Annotated in this window: 18 protein-coding genes; all 18 read right to left on the bottom strand. The window is 60.3% G+C overall.

The genetic code is table 11. The features are described 5' to 3' along the window. On the bottom strand, positions 1–736 hold a 736-nt coding region (locus tag CR157_RS12350; RefSeq protein WP_258364170.1), incomplete at its 3' end, for a Wzz/FepE/Etk N-terminal domain-containing protein. Between the two features lie 796 nt (positions 737–1,532). After that, positions 1,533–2,546: an ATP-grasp domain-containing protein gene (locus CR157_RS12340; protein WP_110283826.1), complete on the bottom strand. Its 1,014-nt coding sequence runs from the start codon at positions 2,544–2,546 to the stop codon at positions 1,533–1,535. Beyond that, a complete protein-coding gene (locus CR157_RS12335) occupies positions 2,543–3,775 on the bottom strand; it encodes a hypothetical protein (RefSeq protein WP_181422049.1) in 1,233 nt (410 codons plus the stop codon). Before CR157_RS12335 ends, CR157_RS12340 begins: the two co-directional genes overlap by 4 nt. Positions 3,776–3,780: 5 nt before the next feature. After that, positions 3,781–4,569 (bottom strand): phytanoyl-CoA dioxygenase family protein, encoded by a 789-nt coding sequence (locus CR157_RS12330; protein ID WP_110283824.1) that lies wholly within the window; start codon positions 4,567–4,569, stop codon positions 3,781–3,783. 29 nt (positions 4,570–4,598) lie between these two features. Beyond that, positions 4,599–5,030: a GNAT family N-acetyltransferase gene (locus tag CR157_RS12325; RefSeq protein ID WP_181422048.1), complete on the bottom strand. Its 432-nt coding sequence runs from the start codon at positions 5,028–5,030 to the stop codon at positions 4,599–4,601. Positions 5,031–5,058: 28 nt separating this feature from the next. Further along, on the bottom strand, positions 5,059–6,171 hold the full coding sequence (locus tag CR157_RS12320) for a DegT/DnrJ/EryC1/StrS family aminotransferase (RefSeq protein ID WP_110283822.1): 1,113 nt from the start codon (positions 6,169–6,171) through the stop codon (positions 5,059–5,061). Next, positions 6,168–7,037 (bottom strand): glucose-1-phosphate thymidylyltransferase RfbA, encoded by an 870-nt coding sequence (gene rfbA / locus CR157_RS12315; protein WP_181422064.1) that lies wholly within the window; start codon positions 7,035–7,037, stop codon positions 6,168–6,170. The genes CR157_RS12320 and rfbA overlap by 4 nt, the downstream gene beginning before the upstream one ends. Before the next feature lie 2 nt (positions 7,038–7,039). Then, positions 7,040–8,107, bottom strand: a complete 1,068-nt coding sequence (gene rfbB, locus CR157_RS12310; protein ID WP_110283820.1) for a dTDP-glucose 4,6-dehydratase — start codon at positions 8,105–8,107, stop codon at positions 7,040–7,042. Between the two features lie 425 nt (positions 8,108–8,532). Next, positions 8,533–9,924, bottom strand: a complete 1,392-nt coding sequence (gene sthA, locus CR157_RS12305; RefSeq protein WP_110283819.1) for a Si-specific NAD(P)(+) transhydrogenase — start codon at positions 9,922–9,924, stop codon at positions 8,533–8,535. A 166-nt stretch (positions 9,925–10,090) separates the two neighbouring features. Then, the gene (gene nqrM, locus CR157_RS12300; protein ID WP_102626092.1) at positions 10,091–10,348 is read right to left on the bottom strand and encodes a (Na+)-NQR maturation NqrM; all 258 of its coding nucleotides are present in this window, start codon (positions 10,346–10,348) and stop codon (positions 10,091–10,093) included. Further along, positions 10,345–11,166, bottom strand: coding sequence for an FAD:protein FMN transferase (locus CR157_RS12295; RefSeq protein ID WP_110283818.1), 822 nt, complete (start codon positions 11,164–11,166; stop codon positions 10,345–10,347). The genes nqrM and CR157_RS12295 overlap by 4 nt, the downstream gene beginning before the upstream one ends. Further along, the gene (nqrF, locus tag CR157_RS12290) at positions 11,163–12,395 is read right to left on the bottom strand and encodes an NADH:ubiquinone reductase (Na(+)-transporting) subunit F (RefSeq protein WP_110283817.1); all 1,233 of its coding nucleotides are present in this window, start codon (positions 12,393–12,395) and stop codon (positions 11,163–11,165) included. Before nqrF ends, CR157_RS12295 begins: the two co-directional genes overlap by 4 nt. A gap of 72 nt (positions 12,396–12,467) precedes the next feature. Next, on the bottom strand, positions 12,468–13,085 hold the full coding sequence (nqrE, locus tag CR157_RS12285; RefSeq protein WP_110283816.1) for an NADH:ubiquinone reductase (Na(+)-transporting) subunit E: 618 nt from the start codon (positions 13,083–13,085) through the stop codon (positions 12,468–12,470). A 1-nt stretch (position 13,086) separates the two neighbouring features. Then, complete coding sequence (locus CR157_RS12280) at positions 13,087–13,755, bottom strand: NADH:ubiquinone reductase (Na(+)-transporting) subunit D (protein ID WP_110283815.1); 669 nt, start codon at positions 13,753–13,755, stop codon at positions 13,087–13,089. A 2-nt stretch (positions 13,756–13,757) separates the two neighbouring features. After that, positions 13,758–14,576 (bottom strand): Na(+)-translocating NADH-quinone reductase subunit C, encoded by an 819-nt coding sequence (locus CR157_RS12275; RefSeq protein ID WP_110283814.1) that lies wholly within the window; start codon positions 14,574–14,576, stop codon positions 13,758–13,760. Next, the gene (locus CR157_RS12270; RefSeq protein ID WP_110283813.1) at positions 14,576–15,802 is read right to left on the bottom strand and encodes an NADH:ubiquinone reductase (Na(+)-transporting) subunit B; all 1,227 of its coding nucleotides are present in this window, start codon (positions 15,800–15,802) and stop codon (positions 14,576–14,578) included. Before CR157_RS12270 ends, CR157_RS12275 begins: the two co-directional genes overlap by 1 nt. Then, positions 15,802–17,151 (bottom strand): Na(+)-translocating NADH-quinone reductase subunit A, encoded by a 1,350-nt coding sequence (locus CR157_RS12265; protein ID WP_110283812.1) that lies wholly within the window; start codon positions 17,149–17,151, stop codon positions 15,802–15,804. Before CR157_RS12265 ends, CR157_RS12270 begins: the two co-directional genes overlap by 1 nt. Before the next feature lie 317 nt (positions 17,152–17,468). After that, positions 17,469–18,932 (bottom strand): glyceraldehyde-3-phosphate dehydrogenase, encoded by a 1,464-nt coding sequence (locus CR157_RS12260; RefSeq protein ID WP_110283811.1) that lies wholly within the window; start codon positions 18,930–18,932, stop codon positions 17,469–17,471. Between the last annotated feature and the right edge of the window lie 42 nt (positions 18,933–18,974).

Below are 18,974 nucleotides of genomic sequence, written 5' to 3'. Positions count from 1 at the left end.
CCTCGGCGAAACGGGCCAGCTCGCCGACACGGGCCTCGCCGAGCGCGCGGGGAGTCTCACCGTCCAGGCTGAGGGTGTAGCGACCGCCCTCCCCGGCCACGACGCGCAGCGGGATGCCCCGCAGGTGATCGGCGACCTCCAGGCGGCCCAGCTCTAGCCACTCGCCGCCCCAGACAACCGAACGGCCGCGCAGAAAGCCCGGGAGGCTAAGGCCGCTCTTGAAGTCATCTGGCAAGGAGATGCTGCCGGTCATGGCATCAGGCAGGAAGCTGTCGCGCTGCATGAACCGGGGTAGCTTGATGCTGCTCGGCAGGAAATCAGCGATGTCGATACTGGCCGTGGCGAATGCTGGCCGTGGTATCTGGTGTCGTTGCACATAGCTACCCACAATCGGCAGGCTCTTGGGGACGACTACGGTATCCAGACCCACGCGATCAACGACTTGCCCAAGCACCATGCGCGACTGCAGGATCTGCACCTCCGCCGCGGTGCTGCTCTCACGATCCTCTCCCCTCATGCCGGCAGCAATGTCCTCGAGGGGATTGACCGTGGCACGACGCTCCACCTGGACCAGGGCATCGCCACGATAGATCGGGGTGGCGAGTACCGCGTAGACAGTCCCGACGACAGCAAACACAACCGTGATGAACAGGATCAACCACTTGCTGTCGACCAGAAGGCCGATGAGACGACCGAGATCGACCTCTTCGTAGCCAGGGCTCGTTATTCTGTTCATGATATGCACCGTTCATCTGAGTCTCGGGTCGCCCATGCCACTGACGCTCCCGCAGGGAGGTTCATTCCGTAACGTGACCTGCATCGGACAAGCCAAATCAGTCGCCGGCTACCGATCAACCGTTCATTTGGAAAGGACAACTGCCAATGGCCCCCTGGCAGTTCCGCCCAATGAGGTGAAGCAGATAAGCCGTTTGTTGTGGCTGTTGCTGGCCTGGTCGGTCAGTGTCTCGATCGTGCAAAGCAGTACCATGCCGACGCTCAACGACTCACGGAGGAATCAAAGGTAGAATAATGTGCGAGGGATATTCACTACTGTGATAGATCGTCTGCTCGGCGTTCATCAGCTCGTCGCTCATATCCTGCCCATTAAGCGTATTTTGATTGCCGTCCCAGAGGGGGAAGTTGCTGCTTGAAGCGAACGCGGATCTGGCACCCACATCGAAAGACATTGCTCATCGGTCGAAGACTCACCGTTATGCCTACCTCTTTGAATTATATGCCACCCTGATTATTATATTAATACGCACCAACCTTAAACGGCTGAGATAATATTGCTGGCCATAATCATAACATACCAAGCTTCATTATTTTTATTTTTCATCAAGACAAGACCCCTTATTGTATACTCCCATCACTGTCATCCCATGCCACCCTACGCATATCCTGCTTCAGATTTTCATTATTCATCACAACGGCCGCCTGCAAACATACCCAAGATCATGTTAATTTAAATTCCCCCCTTGGCAACCCTCGAGAGTAAACAAGGGTTTTCGATGTCTGATTGCATTAAAACACTACATGCGCTTGAGAATCAACGACTTGAACCCACAGACCCCCACCTTATAACCAAAAAATTCTTGTCCCACAAGAAGTCTGCTTGCCAATCTCACAAGTACACTTGGAAAATCCGCACCCGCCAGGTGCGAAAAGGGATACCCTCCACCAAACCGTGCGTTGAATTCGATCACCGTGGGTATCTGGGTCGATGACTCCACCATGATATCGATATCCAGATTACCTCGATGCCTGAGTATCGAGCCGAGCGACTCGGCCACTTGCTTCACCTCGGCATTATCCTCAGTAATGGCCATGTCGGTTTCACCGGATCGCATCGCCAGCTTTCTTTTCACCACTGATGTCAAAAAGTCTCCTGAGAGGTCATTCAGGACATCGACTCCGTACTCTTTCCCCTCGACCATCTGTTGAATGATGACAGAATTTTCGATATCAGTATTCGCCAGGATATTCAGATAGCTGCTGGTGATATTCTTTCGAGTGTAATGATAGAAGAACTCCAGTTCGGTCAAGTCATCGGCGATATGGATACCCATCGAGCCCATCCCCCAGCGGGGTTTGACGATAAGTGGAAAGACAAGTTCACCAGCCCGGAGTGCCTGCCTGACCGAATCGATGCCCAGGCAAGTCTTGGGTGTGCTGAGGCCATGCTCCAACAGAAAGCCGTGCGTCAGCCACTTGTCATTGGCTACATCGATCACCCAAGGGTCGCTGACCGCTACGGCCACACCCAGCGACTCGAACTGGCCACGATGTTTTGCCAGTACAGGTAGATCGATATCGAAGAGCGACAACATCAGGCCGATCTCTTCTTGACTGCAGATCTCCAGCAGGCGTGGTATATAGGCATCGCTATCGACCCGGGGTACGGTATATCGACGGTCCGCAGCCGCCATGCCCGATGTCTGTGGCTCACTATTGATGCCCACGACACGCCCTTGTCCCGCCAAGGCCTGCTTGAAGTACTCCACCAGATAACAGCGGCGCCCCACACTGGTCAGCAAGATATTCATCTAGCGCGCTCCAAGGCCAGCCACCCTACATAGGAACCCAAAGATGTCCTGACACTGTTCGCCGACTTCAGCACCTTGCCTTCCCTATCGACGATGGCGGGCGCGGGATGGATGAAGTCCGGTGTATAGTTGATCGAATAGGCGCCGCGGTTCTCGAACACAATGAAATCACCGACCTGCAAGTCGGCATCGAATCGCGATTCGATGACATCATGCTCCATGCACGTATTGCCCACCAGAGTATGTGCTAGGCTCCGTGAGCTGGCCTCACCTCTCCCCGATACCACACGCAGCGGAGCCTTCAGGGAGGAACGGGGCGGATTAACGCTATTGATGCTGGTATCGATAAGTGCCTGGCGACAACCGTTTCGCTCACGGACATCCACCACCCTCACCGCCAGGCACATGGTATTCGCGACCACCGAAACACCCGGTTCGATGATCAGCGTGACCTGCCGCTCGGGGTGTATGGCGGAAAAGGCCTTGCCGATGGTTTCGGTATAGGTGTCGATACTGGGTATCGGACAGGCAAACTGCTGCTGCAGGGTCTCGGGAAGCTCGCCGAAGAAACCGCCACCGATGTTGATCGAGCGCAGTCGATGGCGCCTATTCAGTCGCTTGGCAATTGCCCAGAGATACTCCAGGCGGCCGACAAAATCCTGGGGCGACTTGTCACGCGTCGCCAGGTGGCAATGCAGGGAGGCAACGTTGACCTTGCCCAGGGAGTCGATCAGCGCCAGCGCCCGATCCAGTTCTCCCTCTTCCACACTCAGGCCGAATCGACTCTGCTGGCCATCCGGCTTGATGGCAGTGACCCTCAACCCGATATCGATGGGACCGTCGTTCCATGGCAGATTAACCAACCGCCCCACTTCGCAGAGTGAGTCCAGATTCACCTGACTACCCGAACGCAAGGCGTGAATCATGTCTTCGTCACGCTTCACGGGACCATTGAAGATCAGCCGCTCCGCCGGTAGATAGCCACTGGCAACCTCGTACTCGAACCCAGAGACCACCTCTCCCATGCCATCGAGCCGCGCCAGTACTTCGCCAATGGCGGGCATATAGTTGGCCTTGAAGGCGTAGGCCACGTCTGCATTGGGGTAGTGTCGACGCAGCCCATCGCGGAATGCCAGATAGTTGTCCTTGAAACGACTCGCATCGAAGATGTAGAAAGAGCCACCCTGGGTCCGGGCCACATTACAAAGAAACTCATGAGTCAATGTCATTGCTATCAGCCCTGATTCGAATGATACAGACGCTTTTCGATGGGCCGATACCATTCATCGAGATTGACGGGAACCCTCGAGTTGTAACCAAGCACCTGTCGTGTCAGGGGAGAAAGTGTCTTTCCATACTCCTCACCCAGCATTCTCGCGTAATCCATGTGCGGCTTGATGTAGGCCCGTCCGTAGCCGACCGTCAGGGCCACACGATTACGAGGCCCCTTGATATGGGCACCCTTGTGCCACAGCGTCGAGTGGAACAGCACCACGGATCCCGCCGGTGCTACCAGGCGCTCATGGTGTCGTTCGAACTCCTCATCACTGGGCCGTTCGTGACGATAGTGAGAACCGCTGAGCATCATGGTGCCATTCTCGGCCGTGAAGTCATCGCACATGACCAGCATGTTGAGCTTCAGCGGATACCCCGGAATCAAGGTCCGCACGTCACGGTGAAGTTTATGGACATAGATATCGGCACCGGGAAAGCCGCCAATGGGGGTCAGCGAGTTGCAGATGTAGGGCTCATTGCCGAAGTAACTGCCGATATAGTCATGGAAGAGATGCATATCGATGAAACGATCGATGCTGTCTCCAGATCCCAGGCAGTGATGAGCCGTACCATCACCGGATTCATTGATACCGTTGCGGATCTGGTACTCGCTGCAGATCTCGATCCACTTCAGACAGTCTCTTCGCAAGCGAGCGATAAACTCATCATCCAGTACCTTCTCGAAGAGGAACCAGCCCTTGTCCTCTATTGTACGATCGAACTGCTCGACACTAACTGAAGCCAACATGGCGAACCCCCTATTTTCGATTCGATGAATTACGATTTCATGTGCCGTCCGGGGAGGTTTCGTTGCATCAGCAACTTGGGCCCCTCTTCACCGATGCGAAAGAATCCATGCTTGTTGTAGAGTGATACGGCGGCATGGTTGCTGGCCTGGACTTCCAGTTGTACTCGAGCAAAGCCTCGACGCGCTGACAGCCGGATGAAGGCTTCCACCAGCATGTCCCCGATTCCCTGGCCCCGGGTCTCTTCCGCCACGATCAGCAGGCTCACATAGGCCAGGCCGCTATCCGGTGCGTTGCAGTAACCGAACAGAGCACCAACCAGCCGCTCGCCTTGCAGGTGCACCAAGGTCTCCCCTAGAGCCAGTACCTTGTCCAGATAGGCATCCACGGTAACACCGTGAATCAATTCCCCCCGGGTTCGACGACTCTCGCGCCGGATCAGCTCGCTCAAGGCGTCACGCATGACGGTCGGTTTCCCCGCTGGCATTGGCTCACTCGCTAACCGCCTCGGTGACGCTGCACTTCACCACATCGGCAATCCGTTCGACGGTGGTCAGGGACAGACCGGGGTAGATCGGCAGGCAAAGAATCCGGCTCGACAGGCTGCGCGAGCGACTCGCTTCACCAGAGGCACCATAGAACCCACATTCATCGAGGGAGGGGTGGAAATAATGCCTGGGCATGATGCCCGCAGCCTCCAGGGCGATACGGCAGGCATGCTGCGACCGACTGTCGCGGAAGGCGACGGGGAAATAAGCGTAGTTGTTGCTGGCCTGGGGATGACGCTGCTGAAGGTCCACACAGCCATCCAGATGAAGGACGTAGTGACACCAGATAGCCTCTCGGCTCTCCATGATGTTCGCGATATCATCCAGCACGCACAATGCCATGGCCGCATGCAGTTCGCTGAGCTTGGCGTTGATTCCCAGCCCTCGGAGCTCACCGGTGGGACCGATACCGAAGTTGATCAGCTCGCGCGCCAGCTGCAGATCCTCCCGGTCCCGGAAGATCACGGCGCCGCCCTCCACGCTATGGAACAGCTTGGTGGCGTGCAGACTCAGCGTGGTGGCATCTCCATGCTGCAACAGGCTGGTCCCCTGATAATCGACGCCGAAGGCGTGGGCACCATCGTAGACCACCTTGGCCTGCCATCGCTCGGCCAGGCTCTGAATGCCTTCGATGTCACAGGCATTGCCGAATACATGAACGGGTACCACGCCATGGATATCGCGTCCATCGATCTCTGTCAGGCAAGCGAGATCCAGGCACCAGCTATCGGCGTCTATATCGCAGAAGTGTGGCGAGACACCTTCCCACTTCAGGGAACTGGCCGTTGCGGCGAAGCTGAAGGGTGTCGTGACGGCTCGTCTGACGGACGAGGCCTGCGGCGTCACGAGCCCGATCGCATGATAGGCGATCTGCAGCGCCAGGGTACCATTGGTCACTAACAACAGATTCCGCACACCAAGATATTCCTCGAGGCGCTCCGTCAGCAGCTGGACCAGCGGTCCGTTGTTGGTTAGCCAGCCTCGCGAATAGATACCGTCCAGATAGGCACCCAGCTTCCGGCGATCGGGAAGATAAGGACGCGTTACCGGTATCATAGTTCCCCCACAAGATCTAGCAGGTATTGTCCATAGCCATTCTTGGACAGGTCACTGCCGGCCCGTGAAAGGTCGTTCACCGTCAGCCAGCCATTATTGAAAGCAATCTCCTCCAGACATGCGACCTTGAACCCCTGACGTTTCTCTATTGTTTCGACAAACTGGGATGCTTCCAGAAGGCTTTCGTGGGTGCCAGTATCCAGCCATGCGAACCCACGACCAAGCACCTCGACTTTTAGTCGTCCCTGCGCTAGATAGGCCTGGTTGATGCTTGTGATTTCCAGTTCCCCCCGGCCCGATGGTTCAACTTTCTTGGCCATCTCTATTACGTCATTGTCATAAAAGTAAAGACCGGTGACGGCAAAGCGTGATCTCGGTTTTTCCGGCTTTTCCTCAATGGATATGGCTCTCTTATGCTCATCAAATTCCACGACTCCGAAGCGCTCGGGGTCCCTTACCAGATAACCAAACACAGTAGCACCCTCTTCACGTCCAGCAGCTTGCTTGAGCACCGGGGAGAACCCCTGCCCGTAGAAGATATTATCACCCAGTACTAGACAGACGCTGTCGTTACCGATGAAAGTTTCTCCGATAATGAATGCCTGGGCGAGCCCATCCGGGCTTGGTTGAACGGCATACATCAGGTTCAAACCGAACTGGCTTCCATCCCCCAGCAGGCGTTGGAAACAGTACTGCTCATCCGGCGTAGTGATGATCAGAATGTCCCGAATGCCGGCCAGCATCAGCACCGAGAGCGGATAGTAGATCATCGGCTTGTCATAGACTGGCAACAGCTGCTTGGATATCCCCATGGTAATCGGATAGAGGCGCGTCCCGGAGCCCCCTGCCAGAACTATGCCCTTCATGCTCATGCGACCTCCCTACCATTGGTTCCCAGGCGTTGACGTTGGTAAGAGCCATCTTGTACTCGACTGCACCAGGTGCGGTTGGCTAGGTACCATTCAACCGTCTTGCGGATGCCACTTTCAAAGCTCTCTCGAGGAGCCCAGTCCAACTCACTGTGGATCTTTCTTGCATCGATGGCATAGCGCTGATCGTGTCCTGGGCGGTCGTCCACATGGGTGATCAGATCACGGTAGTGACTGCCTGCTATCGGGGCCAACTCCTCCAGCAGATCGCACAGCGTCTGTACCACTTCGATGTTCTGCTTCTCGTTATAACCCCCAATGTTATAGGTTTCACCGGGACGACCTTGCCTCACCACGGCACACAACGCACGGGCATGATCTTCCACGTAGAGCCAGTCGCGAACCTGCAGGCCTTGCCCATAGACCGGTAGTGGTTTTCCCTCCAGGGCATTGAGAATCATCAGTGGAATCATTTTCTCAGGAAAATGGTAGGGGCCGTAATTGTTTGAACAATTCGTTATCAGCGTAGGGAGCCCATAGGTGCGTCGCCACGCACGCACCAGGTGGTCGGCACTGGCCTTGCTGGCGGCATAGGGTGAACTGGGAGCATAGCTCGTGTTCTCGGTGAACCTTTCTCCCGCGCCCTCCAGGTCACCGTAAACTTCGTCGGTAGAGACATGCAGGAATCGAAATGCGGTTCGGCGTGCCTCTGGCAGTCCTTTCCAGTAGCGGCGGGCCACTTCCAGCAAGGTATAGCTACCGACGATATTGGTTGTGATGAAGGCCTCAGGCCCGTCGATAGAGCGATCCACATGACTTTCGGCCGCCAGGTGCATCACCACATCGGGCTGATGCATTGAAAAGACCCGTTCCAGCTTAGCCATGTCACAGATATCGACCTGCTCGAACGCATAGCGCGGACTGTCCGCGACCTCCACAAGCGATTCCAGATTACCCGCGTAGGTCAATTTATCGAGGTTGATCACCTGATCATCGCTATTTTTTATGATAAAGCGGACTACAGCAGAGCCGATGAAACCCGCTCCGCCAGTAATAAGATATTTCATGATCGGGGAAGCACCAGTTATATGAACTAAACTGCGTTGGCGAGTCGGTTGACCACGCTACCGCCCTGGAGTGTTGCCATGGCATTCTCCAAAGCCGCACACTTCATCTTGGATGGCCAAGCCTTAACGCTCCAATCAGTCGGTCGACCCTGACTGATAGCTACAAAAGTAAAGGTTCCGCATACACAAGATTACATAGTGGGCCGATTTCTGCGCACCCTATTTTTCTCATGTTCTTTTTGGGAGGAAATCATGTGAGAGCTGGAGCCGGGAGCATCATCGATGCTCGGCATAGTCGGATGAAGACTGCACCGCCGGGTCTTGAGCTCGTGAATGAAAGCAGCGCCATCCATCTCAGGCGGTTACGCATAAAAAACGCCGGTCGAGGTCGACCGGCGCGGTTGAAGAACGTAATACTCGGTTGCCTAGAACACCCGATTGAGCCCGTTCTGGGCGGCCACCCGATAGGCCTCGGCCATGGTGGGATAGTTGAAGGTGGTGTTGACGAAGTACTTGAGGGAGTTGGCCTCGCCCGGCTGCTGCATGATCGCCTGGCCGATGTGAACGATCTCCGAGGCCTGGTCGCCGAAGCAGTGGATGCCGTAGATCGCCAGGCTGTCCTGATCGAAGAGGATCTTCAGCATGCCCACGGTATCGCCGGTGATCTGGGCCCGCGCGGTATCCTTGAAGAAAGCCTGGGCCACCTCGTAGGGCACCTTCGCCTCGGTGAGCTCGCGCTCGGTGCGACCGAAGGAGCTGATCTCGGGGATGGTGTAGATGCCGGTCGGAACCTCGCTGACGAAGCGGTAGTCACGCTCGAGCAGTTCGTCGCAAGCGTTGAGCCCCTGGTCGTAGGCGGCACTGGCCAGGCTCGGCCAGCCAATCACGTCACCGGCGGCATAGATGTGCGGGATGGCGGTACGGTAGTGGTCGTCGACCTGAAGCTGGCCGCGACCGTTGGCCCCCAGGCCGATGTTCTCCAGGCCCAGCTGGTCGGTGTTGCCGGTACGGCCGTTGGCCCACAGGAAGGCGTCGGCACGCAGCCGCTTGCCCGACTTGAGGTGTACGGTGACGCCGGACTCGTCACCCTCGACCCGCTCGTACTCCTCGTTGTGGCGGATCAGCACCCCGTGCTTGCGCAGGTGATAGGAGAGCGCATCGGAGATCTCGTCGTCGAGGAAGGAGAGCAGGCTGTCGCGGTTGTTGATCAGGTCGACCTTGACGCCGAGCCCCGAGAAGATCGAGGCGTACTCGCAGCCGATCACCCCGGCACCGAAGATGATCAGGGTGCGCGGCGTATGATTCAGGCTGAGAATGGTGTCTGAGCAGTAGATGCGCGGATGGCGGAAGTCGATATCCCCCGGCCGATAGGGGCGTGAGCCGGTGGCGATGATGACCTTCCGGGCGACCAGTTCCTCCATGCCCTCGTCATTGCCGCGCACTAGCAGGGTATGCTCGTCCTTGAAGCGGGCGACGCCGTTGAACAGGTCGATACGGTTGCGCGCATAGAAGTTGGTGCGCATCGCCACCTGCTGGTCGATGGTGGCACGGGATCGCTCCATCACGTGGGGAAAGGAGAACCAGCGCGGCTCGCCGATGTCGCGGAACATGCGGTTGGTGTTGAACTGCATGATCTGCTTGACCTGGTGGCGCAACGCCTTGGACGGGATGGTGCCCCAGTGGGTGCAGTTGCCCCCTACCGTCGGCTGCTTCTCGACCACCGCCACCCGCCTGCCGTGCTTGGCGGCATTGATCGCGGCACTCTCGCCCGCGGGGCCGGTCCCGATCACCACCACGTCATAGTTATGGACTGCCATGGACTCTCGCGTCTCCTTGTTCCCTTGAACGCCGTAAGCCGTAAGCCGTAAGCCGTAAGCCGTAAGCCGTAAGCCGTAAGCCGCGATGCTGCCACCGAACCAGCCAGCGGCAATGGTTTTGCTTATCGCTTACAGCTTCAAGCTTACAGCTCCGGGCGAAGCCCGGTCACCGCTTGGTGGCGTCATAGCCGAGATCGGCGCCGCGGCTCTCGTCGCTACGGCGGCGGGCACTGCCCTGGCGCTTGCGGTTCTCTTCCTCGCAGACCTCGTCCTTGCCGCCGCAGACCTCGCAGCCCTCCTTGAGGCCAAGCTGGTTGAGCCCGCCGCAGGAGCCGGCGATCGGCTTGCGGCCGAGGATCACCCCGACCGCCATGGCGGCCATGATCAGCAGCATGAAGCCCAGAACGATAAGCCAGATGGTCATGTGTGCTCTCCCTTCGGTGACTCCTCGAGGTACGCCTCGAGTGCCGTACCATGATGAATTTCAATACCTTGTGATGTTAGGACAACGATGCGCACCGCACGCTCCGCGGCCTGCGCAACCGCCTCGGGGCCGGCCGTCATCAGCTCGCGGGCCTGACGGTCGGCCTCGAGGGCCGTGGGTGCCACCACGCTGACCGCAAGAAGTCGGCTGACCGAGAGGAGCCCTCCCGGCTCACCCCCCTCGATGATCCACTGGCCCGCACCATCCCGGGCATCGAGGTGGACCAGGGCGGCGTCGCCGAGCCTGAGCCACGACGCCTCCTGCTCCGGAAGACCGGGCCGGTCGAGGGCCAGTCGCCAGGGGCGCCCGCCCGTCTGACCCCGGGTACGCACCACCCCGCCCAGCTCCAGCATGGCATGCTCGATGCCGCGGTTCTCGAGCAGCGCATCGAGCCGGTCGACCGCCAGTGCCCGGCTCATCTGCAGCAGCGAATCCGCCAGCGGGTCGTCATCGTTCGCCGCCCCGGAAAGCAGTGCTCGACGGGCCTGACGCAACGGCACCAGCAGCCGCGCCAGGTCCTGTTCGAGGTTGACCAGTTCACCTTGGATGCCGGCCACCAGACGCTCGCGAGCTCCCTCGTCCAGGTCGGCATGCAGGGTGATGTGGTAGCCGGTACCGAGGGCCGTGCCCTCGAACTGGTGAAGCGGTGACTGGCTGCGACATCCGACCAGCAGCGTCACCGGCAGCAACAGGGCCAACAGAAAGAGGGCCGGCCCGCAGGCCGGCCCCTTGTTTCGCCTCGCGGCGAGGAAGCTCATCCGCCGAAGTCGTCCAGCAGGATGTTCTCGGGCTCGACGCCCAGGTCGAGCAGCATCTTGATCACCGAGGCGTTCATCATGGGTGGCCCGCACATGTAGTACTCGCAGTCCTCGGGGGCCGGATGGTCCTTGAGGTAGTTCTCGTAGAGAACATTGTGGATGAAGCCGGTCGGGCCCTCCCAGTTATCCTCGGGCTGCGGGTCGGAGAGCGCCAAGTGCCACTCGAAGTTGTCGTACTCCTCGGCCAGCTGGTCGTACTCGTCGTTGTAGAAGGTCTCACGCCAGGAGCGCGCACCGTACCAGAACGAGATCTTGCGCTTCGTCTTGAGCCGCTTGAGCTGGTCGAAGATGTGGCTGCGCATCGGCGCCATGCCGGCACCGCCGCCGACGAAGACCATCTCGGCGTCGGTGTCCTTGGCAAAGAACTCGCCGAAGGGCCCCATCACGGTGACCTTGTCGCCCGGCTTCAGGCTGAAGACGTAGGTCGACATCAGGCCCGGCGGGTGATTGGTGTTGGGCGGCGGGGTGGCGATGCGGATGTTGAACTTGAGGATGCCCTTCTCTTCCGGGTAGTTCGCCATGGAGTAGGCGCGGATGACTTCCTCGTTGTTCTTGTGGGAGAGCTTGAACAGATCGAACTTCTCCCAGTCGCCCCGGTACTCCTCCTCGATGTCGAAGTCGGAGAACTTGATGTCGTAGGGAGGGGCCACCAGCTGCACGTAGCCGCCGGCACGGAAGGCCACTTCCTCGCCCTCGGGCAGCTTGAGGTTGAGCTCCTTGATGAAGGTGGCCACGTTGGGGTTGGCGATGACCTCGCATTCCCATTGCTTGACGCCGAAGACCTCCTCGGGCACCTCGATCTTCATGTCCTGCTTCACCGGCACCTGGCAGGAGAGCCGCCAGCCCTCCTTCTTCTCGCGCAGGGTGAAGTGGGACTCCTCGGTGGGCAGGATGGCGCCACCGCCCTCCTCCACGCGGCACTTGCACTGGGCACAGGAGCCGCCGCCGCCGCAGGCGGAGGAGAGGAAGATGCCGTTGGCGGCCAGCGTATTGAGCAGCTTGCCGCCGGCCTGGGTGGTCAGGGTATGTTCGGGATCACCGTTGACCTCGATGGTCACGTCCCCGGTACTGACGAGCTTGCTGCGGGCAGCCAGGATCACCAGAACCAGGCCGATGACGACCAGGGTGAACATGACCACACCGAGCAAGATGACTGTTGTATCAACCATGTCGGTTTCCTATTGCTTGACGTTGTCTGGTTCCCGGCGGCAAGGGTCACCGCCGGGACAGCACGACCGGCTTCAGAGCTGGATGCCCGAGAAGGACATGAAGCCCAGCGACATCAGGCCCACGGTGATGAAGGTGATGCCCAGCCCCTGCAGGGAGCCGGGAACGTCGCTGTACTTGAGCTTCTCGCGGATACCCGCCAGGGCGGTGATGGCCAGTGCCCAGCCGACCCCGGAACCGAAGCCGTAGACCACGGACTCGCCGAAGTTGTAATTGCGCTCGACCATGAACAGCACCCCCCCGAGGATGGCGCAATTCACGGTGATCAGCGGCAGGAACACGCCCAGCGCGTTGTAGAGCACCGGCACATACTTGTCGAGGAACATCTCGAGGATCTGCACCAGGGCGGCGATCACGCCAATGTAGCTGAGCAGGCCCAGAAACGAGAGGTCGATGTTCTCGGCACCGCTGATGCCAGTCCAGGTCAGGGCCCCTTCCTTCAGCAGGAAAGTCAACACCAGGTTGTTGACCGGTACGGCGATGGTCAGCACCACGATGACGGCAATGCCGAGGCCGAAGGCCGCGGAGACCTTCTTGGACACCGCCAGGAAGGTGCACATGCCCAGGAAGAACGCCAGGGCCAGGTTCTCGACGAAGACCGAGGCGACGAACAGGCTGATATAGTGTTCCATGTTACACGGCCTCCTTCGGTTCGGTGTTGTGCTTCATCTTGAACTCGCTCTCCTCGATCTGCTCCGGGTTCAGCGTGCGCAGCACCCAGATGATCAGACCGATGATGAAGAACGCCGAGGGCGGCAGCAGCAACAGGCCGTTGGGCACGTACCAGCCACCATCCTGCACGGTCTGCAGCACGGTGAAGCCGAACACGCTGCCGGAACCAAACAGTTCACGGAAGAAGCCGACGGTCATCAGGATGAAACCGTAGCCGAGACCGTTGCCGATGCCGTCCAGGAAGGACATGCCCGGGGTATTGGTCATGGCGAAGCCTTCGGCACGCCCCATGACGATACAATTGGTGATGATCAGGCCGACGAACACCGAGAGCTGCTTGGACATCTCGTAGGCATACGCCTTGAGGATCTGATCCACCACGATCACCAGCGAGGCGATGATGGTCATCTGCACGATGATGCGGATCGACGACGGGATATGGTGCCGGATCAGCGACACGAACAGGTTCGAGAAGGCCGTGACGAAGATCACCGCACAGGCCATGACCAGCGACACGCTCATGCTGGTGGTCACCGCCAGCGCGGAGCAGATGCCGAGCACCTGCAGCGCGATGGGGTTGTTCTTGAAGACTGGCGTCGTCAGGACGCCCTTGGGAGTAGCGGCTGACATGATCAGGCTCCTTCAGCTTCGAGTTCGACATCGGCGTCCCGAGCGTCTTCCTGCTCGATGCCACTGCGGAATTTCGCCAGGTACTCGCCGAAACCTTCCGGGCTCAGCCAGAACTGCAGCATGTTGGTGACGCCGTTGCTGGTCAGGGTGGCACCGGAGAGGCCATCGACCTCATGCTCGCTGCTGCCGCTGCCCTTGGCGACCCGGATGGCCGGGACCGGGTCACCCTCAGCCTCGAAGATCTGCTTGCCTTCCCACTGGGCCTGCCAGCGCGGGTTGTTGACCTCGGCTCCCAGTCCGGGCGTCTCGCTGTGCTCGTAGTAGGTGATGCCGACGATGGTGTTGCCGTCACCCTCTACGGACAGGAAGCCACGCATCAGCCCCCACAGGCCCTGGCCACGGATCGGCAGGATGATCTGCTCGGGATCCTCCTCGTCACCCACCAGATAGACGGTGGTGTAGTTCTCCACGCGGGTCAGGCCGGCGGGATCGCGCTCCCCGGACAGGGTACGCGAGGCGGCCGGGTCACGGCGTGCCTCGAAGCCGTCGTAGGTGGCCGCGTCGAACTCGTCGGTGTACTCGCCGGTGCGCATGTCCACCACCCGCGGGATGACGGCCGACTCGAACACCGCATTCACGTCCATGCCCGGCTCGTAGAGGTTGGCCACGCTGAGGATGTTGGTCTTGCGGTCGAGCTCCTGGTTGAGCTGCTGCAGGGGGCGCAGCGCCACCGCCGCGGTGGAGACGATGACCGAACACACGATGCAGAGTGCGAACGCCACCCCCAGGATCTTCTTGATGGAGTTATTGCTCTGTGCCATCAGGCAGTCTCCTCGGCCGGCACACCGGTGCGCTGCATGCGGCGCTTGATGTTGGCCTGTACAAAGAAGTGGTCGATGAGCGGGGCGAACAGGTTGGCGAACAGGATCGCCAGCATGATGCCTTCGGGGAATGCCGGGTTGACCACACGGATCAGCACGGTCATCACGCCGATCACCACACCGAAGATCAGGCGGCCCGGGTTGGTCATCGAGGCGGACACCGGGTCGGTGGCCATGAACACCATGCCGAAGGCGAAGCCGCCGATTACCAGGTGCCAGTACCAGGGCATGGCGAACATCGGATTGCTGTCGGAGCCGACCAGGTTGAACAGCGCACTGGTCGCCACCATGCCGAGGAAGGTCCCCAACATGATTCGCCAGGAGGCGATCTTGGTCCACAGCAGCACCGCCGCACCGATCAGGATGGCGAGCGTCGACACCTCGCCCATCGAGCCGGGAATGAAGCCGATGAAGGCGTCCCACCAGCTGTACTGGCTGGTCAGGGCGGCCATGTTCTCCTGGAAGGCGATGGAGAGCGGCGTCGCGCCGGTGAAGCCGTCGGCCGCCACCCACACTGCGTCACCGGAGATCTGGGCCGGGTAGGCGAAGTAGAGGAAGGCACGACCGGTCAGCGCCGGGTTGAGGAAGTTCTTGCCGGTGCCGCCGAAGATCTCCTTGCCGATCACCACACCGAAGGTGATACCGAGCGCCACCTGCCACAGCGGGATGGTGGCCGGCAGGATCAGGGCATAGAGCACGGAGGTGACGAAGAAGCCCTCGTTGACCTCATGGCCGCGCTTGACGGCGAACAGCACCTCCCAGAAACCACCCACCACGAAGGTCACCAGGTAGATGGGCAGGAAGTAGGTCGCGCCGAGCACGAAGTTGGCCCACAGGCTGTCGGGGTCGTGGCCGCTGGCGAGGATCATCATGATCGCCTCGCGCCAGCCGTCCATGGAGGCGTAGCCGTCGGCGATGGCCATGTTGGACTGCCAGCCGGCGGCCCACATGCCGAACAGCATGGCCGGGAAGGTGCACAGCCACACGGTGATCATGATGCGCTTGAGGTCGATGCCATCACGCACGTGGGCGGTGGTCTTGGCCACGTTGGGCGGCGAGTAGAAGATGGTGTCTACCGCCTCGAAGAGCGGGTAGAACTTCTCGTACTTGCCGCCCTTGTGGAAGTGCGGCTCGAGATTGTCGAGTGTCTGTCGGATCGCCATCATCAGGCCTCTTTCTCGATCATGGTGAGATTGTCGCGCAGGATGGGACCGTATTCGTACTTGCCGGGGCACACATAGGTGCACAGGGCCAGGTCCTCTTCATCCAGTTCCAGACACCCGAGTTGCATGGCCGTCTCGATGTCACCGACGATCAGCGAGCGCAGCAGCTGGGTGGGCAGGATGTCCAGCGGCATCACCTCCTCGTAGGTCCCCACCGGCACCATGGCCCGCTCGGAACCGTTGGTCGAGGTGGTCGGCGCATAGTGCTTGAGGCCGGTGAACTTCGACAGGTAGATCCCCAGGACCGAGTGGCGGTGGGCGCCAAGCGACATCCAGCCCATGAAGACGCGCTTGTTGCCCTCTTCCAGCAGGCTGAACTGGCTGTGGAAGCGCCCCAGGTAGCGCAGGCTGCCCTCGCAGGTAAAGCCCGAGAAGACCGAGCCGGAGATGACGCGGGTGCCATCGGGGTCGATCACCTCACCGGCCAGCAGTTCTTCGGTGCTGGCGCCGATGCGGGTACGCAGCAGGCGTGGCTTTTCGGCGCGCGGCCCCCCCACGGCGACGACCCGGTTCATGTCCAGCTTGCCTTCGGCGAAGAGCTTGCCGAAGGCGATCACGTCCTGATAGCCGATATGCCAGACACGCTTGTGCAGCGCGACCGGCGAGAGGTAGTGGATATGGGTGCCCACCAGACCGGCCGGATGCACACCGCCGAAGGTCTCGACCTGGACCCCCTTGACGTCGCCGCCCGGAATGCGGGCACCGGGAGCGGTGCACAGATAGACCTTGCCCTCGGTCAAGCGGGCCAGGACCTTGAGGCCGTCCTCGAAGGCCTGCGGCTGCTCGTTGATGATCTCGGCCGGGTCGGCGCACAGTGGATGGGTGTCGACGGCGGTGACGAAGATGTCCGCCGGCACGCCGTCGAGGGCCGGGGTGCGCGAGTACGGACGGGTGCGCAGCGCGGTCCACAGGCCGGACTCAACCAGCTGGTCGACCACGGCCTGGCGCTCCAGGCCCTCGAGCTTGTCACGGCCATGGGCGGCGAACTCGACCGCCTCCTCGTTCTCGTCGACCTTGATCACCACCGACAGCAGCTTGCGCTTCTCGCCACGGTTGATTGCCACGATCTCGCCAGCGGCAGGCGCGGTGAAGCGCACGCCTTCGATCTTCTTGTCGGTGAAGAGCAGCTGGCCCAGCTTGACTCTATCCCCCTCCCGGACCTCCATGGTCGGCTTCATGCCGACGTAGTCGGTACCCAGGATCGCCACGTGACGTACCGGGCGCGCATCCTCGATGCGCTGCTCGGGCGCCCCCGTGATGGGGAGATCCAGGCCTTTCTTGACTTCGATCATAGTCTCGCCCAGTTGATGGATCGGATATACGAAGGAAAGGGGTTCGAATGGAATCGAATTCTTGTGGTGTCAGTACGTTACCAGTCAGGCCCGAGGCAAGCTCGGACCACCCCGAAAAATCCTCGGTATTATAAAGACAAGGCTGGGTGATGACCACCTGCCTGAAGGTCGCAGACGATGCCCGGAGGCAAGTGAAAAATTGTCGCAGACTGTGGAATTTTCGTTGAAATCGACGACGAACAGGCGGTTCGGCGGGAGGCAGGAGCGCCCGAGACAGCACGCCGCCCCTTCGCTCGAGGGGGCGGCGCGGTCAGGACTTACGACCGGGAGCGGGGCAGCTTGAGGAATTTCACGTTGGAGACGTGCTGCAGGATGCGCACGACCTGGCAGCTGTAGCCGAACTCGTTGTCGTACCAGACGTAGAGCACGGCATGCTTGCCGTTGGCGATGGTAGCCTTGGCATCGACGATGCCGGCATGGCGGTTGCCGACGAAGTCCGAGGAGACCACCTCGGGCGAGTCGACGTAGTCGATCTGCTTCTGGTAGGCCGAATCGATCGACATGCGACGCAGGTAGTCGTTGAGCGCCTCGGCGTCGGTCTCCTTCTCCAGGGTCAGGTTGAGGATCGCCATGGAGACGTTGGGCGTCGGCACGCGAATGGCGTTGCCGGTCAACTTGCCGGAGAGCTCCGGCAACGCCTTGGCTACGGCCTTGGCGGCGCCGGTCTCGGTGAGCACCATGTTGAGCGGCGCGCTGCGGCCGCGGCGATCGCCCTTGTGATAGTTGTCGATCAAGTTCTGGTCGTTGGTGTAGGCGTGCACCGTCTCCACATGGCCGTTGGCGATGCCGTACTCGTCGTTGAGCGCCTTGAGCACTGGCACGATGGCGTTGGTGGTACAGGACGCCGCCGACAGGATGCGATCGTCCTGGCTGATGTCGCCATCGTTGATGCCGAAGACGATGTTCTTGACATCGCCCTTGCCCGGGGCGGTCAGCAGCGCCTTGGCGACGCCCTTGCACTGCAGGTGCTGGCCCAGGCCCGCCTCGTCGCGCCAGATACCGGTGTTGTCCACCACCACGGCGTTGTCGATACCATAGGCGGTGTAGTCCACGTCGGTCGGCGAATCGGCGTAGATCACCTGGATGACGTTGCCGTTGGCGGTGATGGTGCGCGCCTCGGGGTCGACCTGGATGGTGCCGTCGAAGGGGCCGTGCACGGAGTCGCGGCGCAGCAGGCTCGCCCGCTTCTCGAGGTCCTTGGCGATGTCGCCGCGGCCCCGCACGACGATGGCCCTCAGGCGCAGCAGGTTGCCGCCACCGGCCTTCTCGACCAGCACCCGGGCCAGGATGCGCCCGATGCGGCCGAAGCCGTAGAGCACCACGTCCTTGGGCTCGCCGTTGCTGCCGTTGGGGTCGTGGGCATCGACGATCTCGGCGAGTTCCTCGCGCAGGAAGGCCAGGGCGTCACCGCCGCCGCGCTTCTTGAAGGCCACGCCCAGCTTGCCCACGTCGACGTGGGCCGGGCCCAGGTTGAGCTGGGTCATCGCCTGGACCAGCGGGAAGGTGTCCTGCACGGAGAGTTCGGTCCCCTCGATCTTCCGCACATAGCGATGGTCCTTCAGGATGCGGATCACCGAGCGGTTGAACAACGAGCGCCCGTAGAGGGTCGTGACTACGTTGTTGCGACGGTAGAGGCTGCCGATCAGCGGGATCATCTGCTCGGCGGTCGCCTGGTTGTCATGCCATGCCTGGAAGACGGTATCGAGGGGTTGCTGACTCACGGGAAGCCTCTCTGATGGTGTAAGGGGGTCGCCATCATTATC

The organism is Halomonas sp. LBP4 (assembly GCF_003202205.1).
Classification (GTDB): domain Bacteria; phylum Pseudomonadota; class Gammaproteobacteria; order Pseudomonadales; family Halomonadaceae; genus Halomonas; species Halomonas flagellata.
This window is presented reverse-complemented; position numbering and strand designations above follow the sequence as displayed.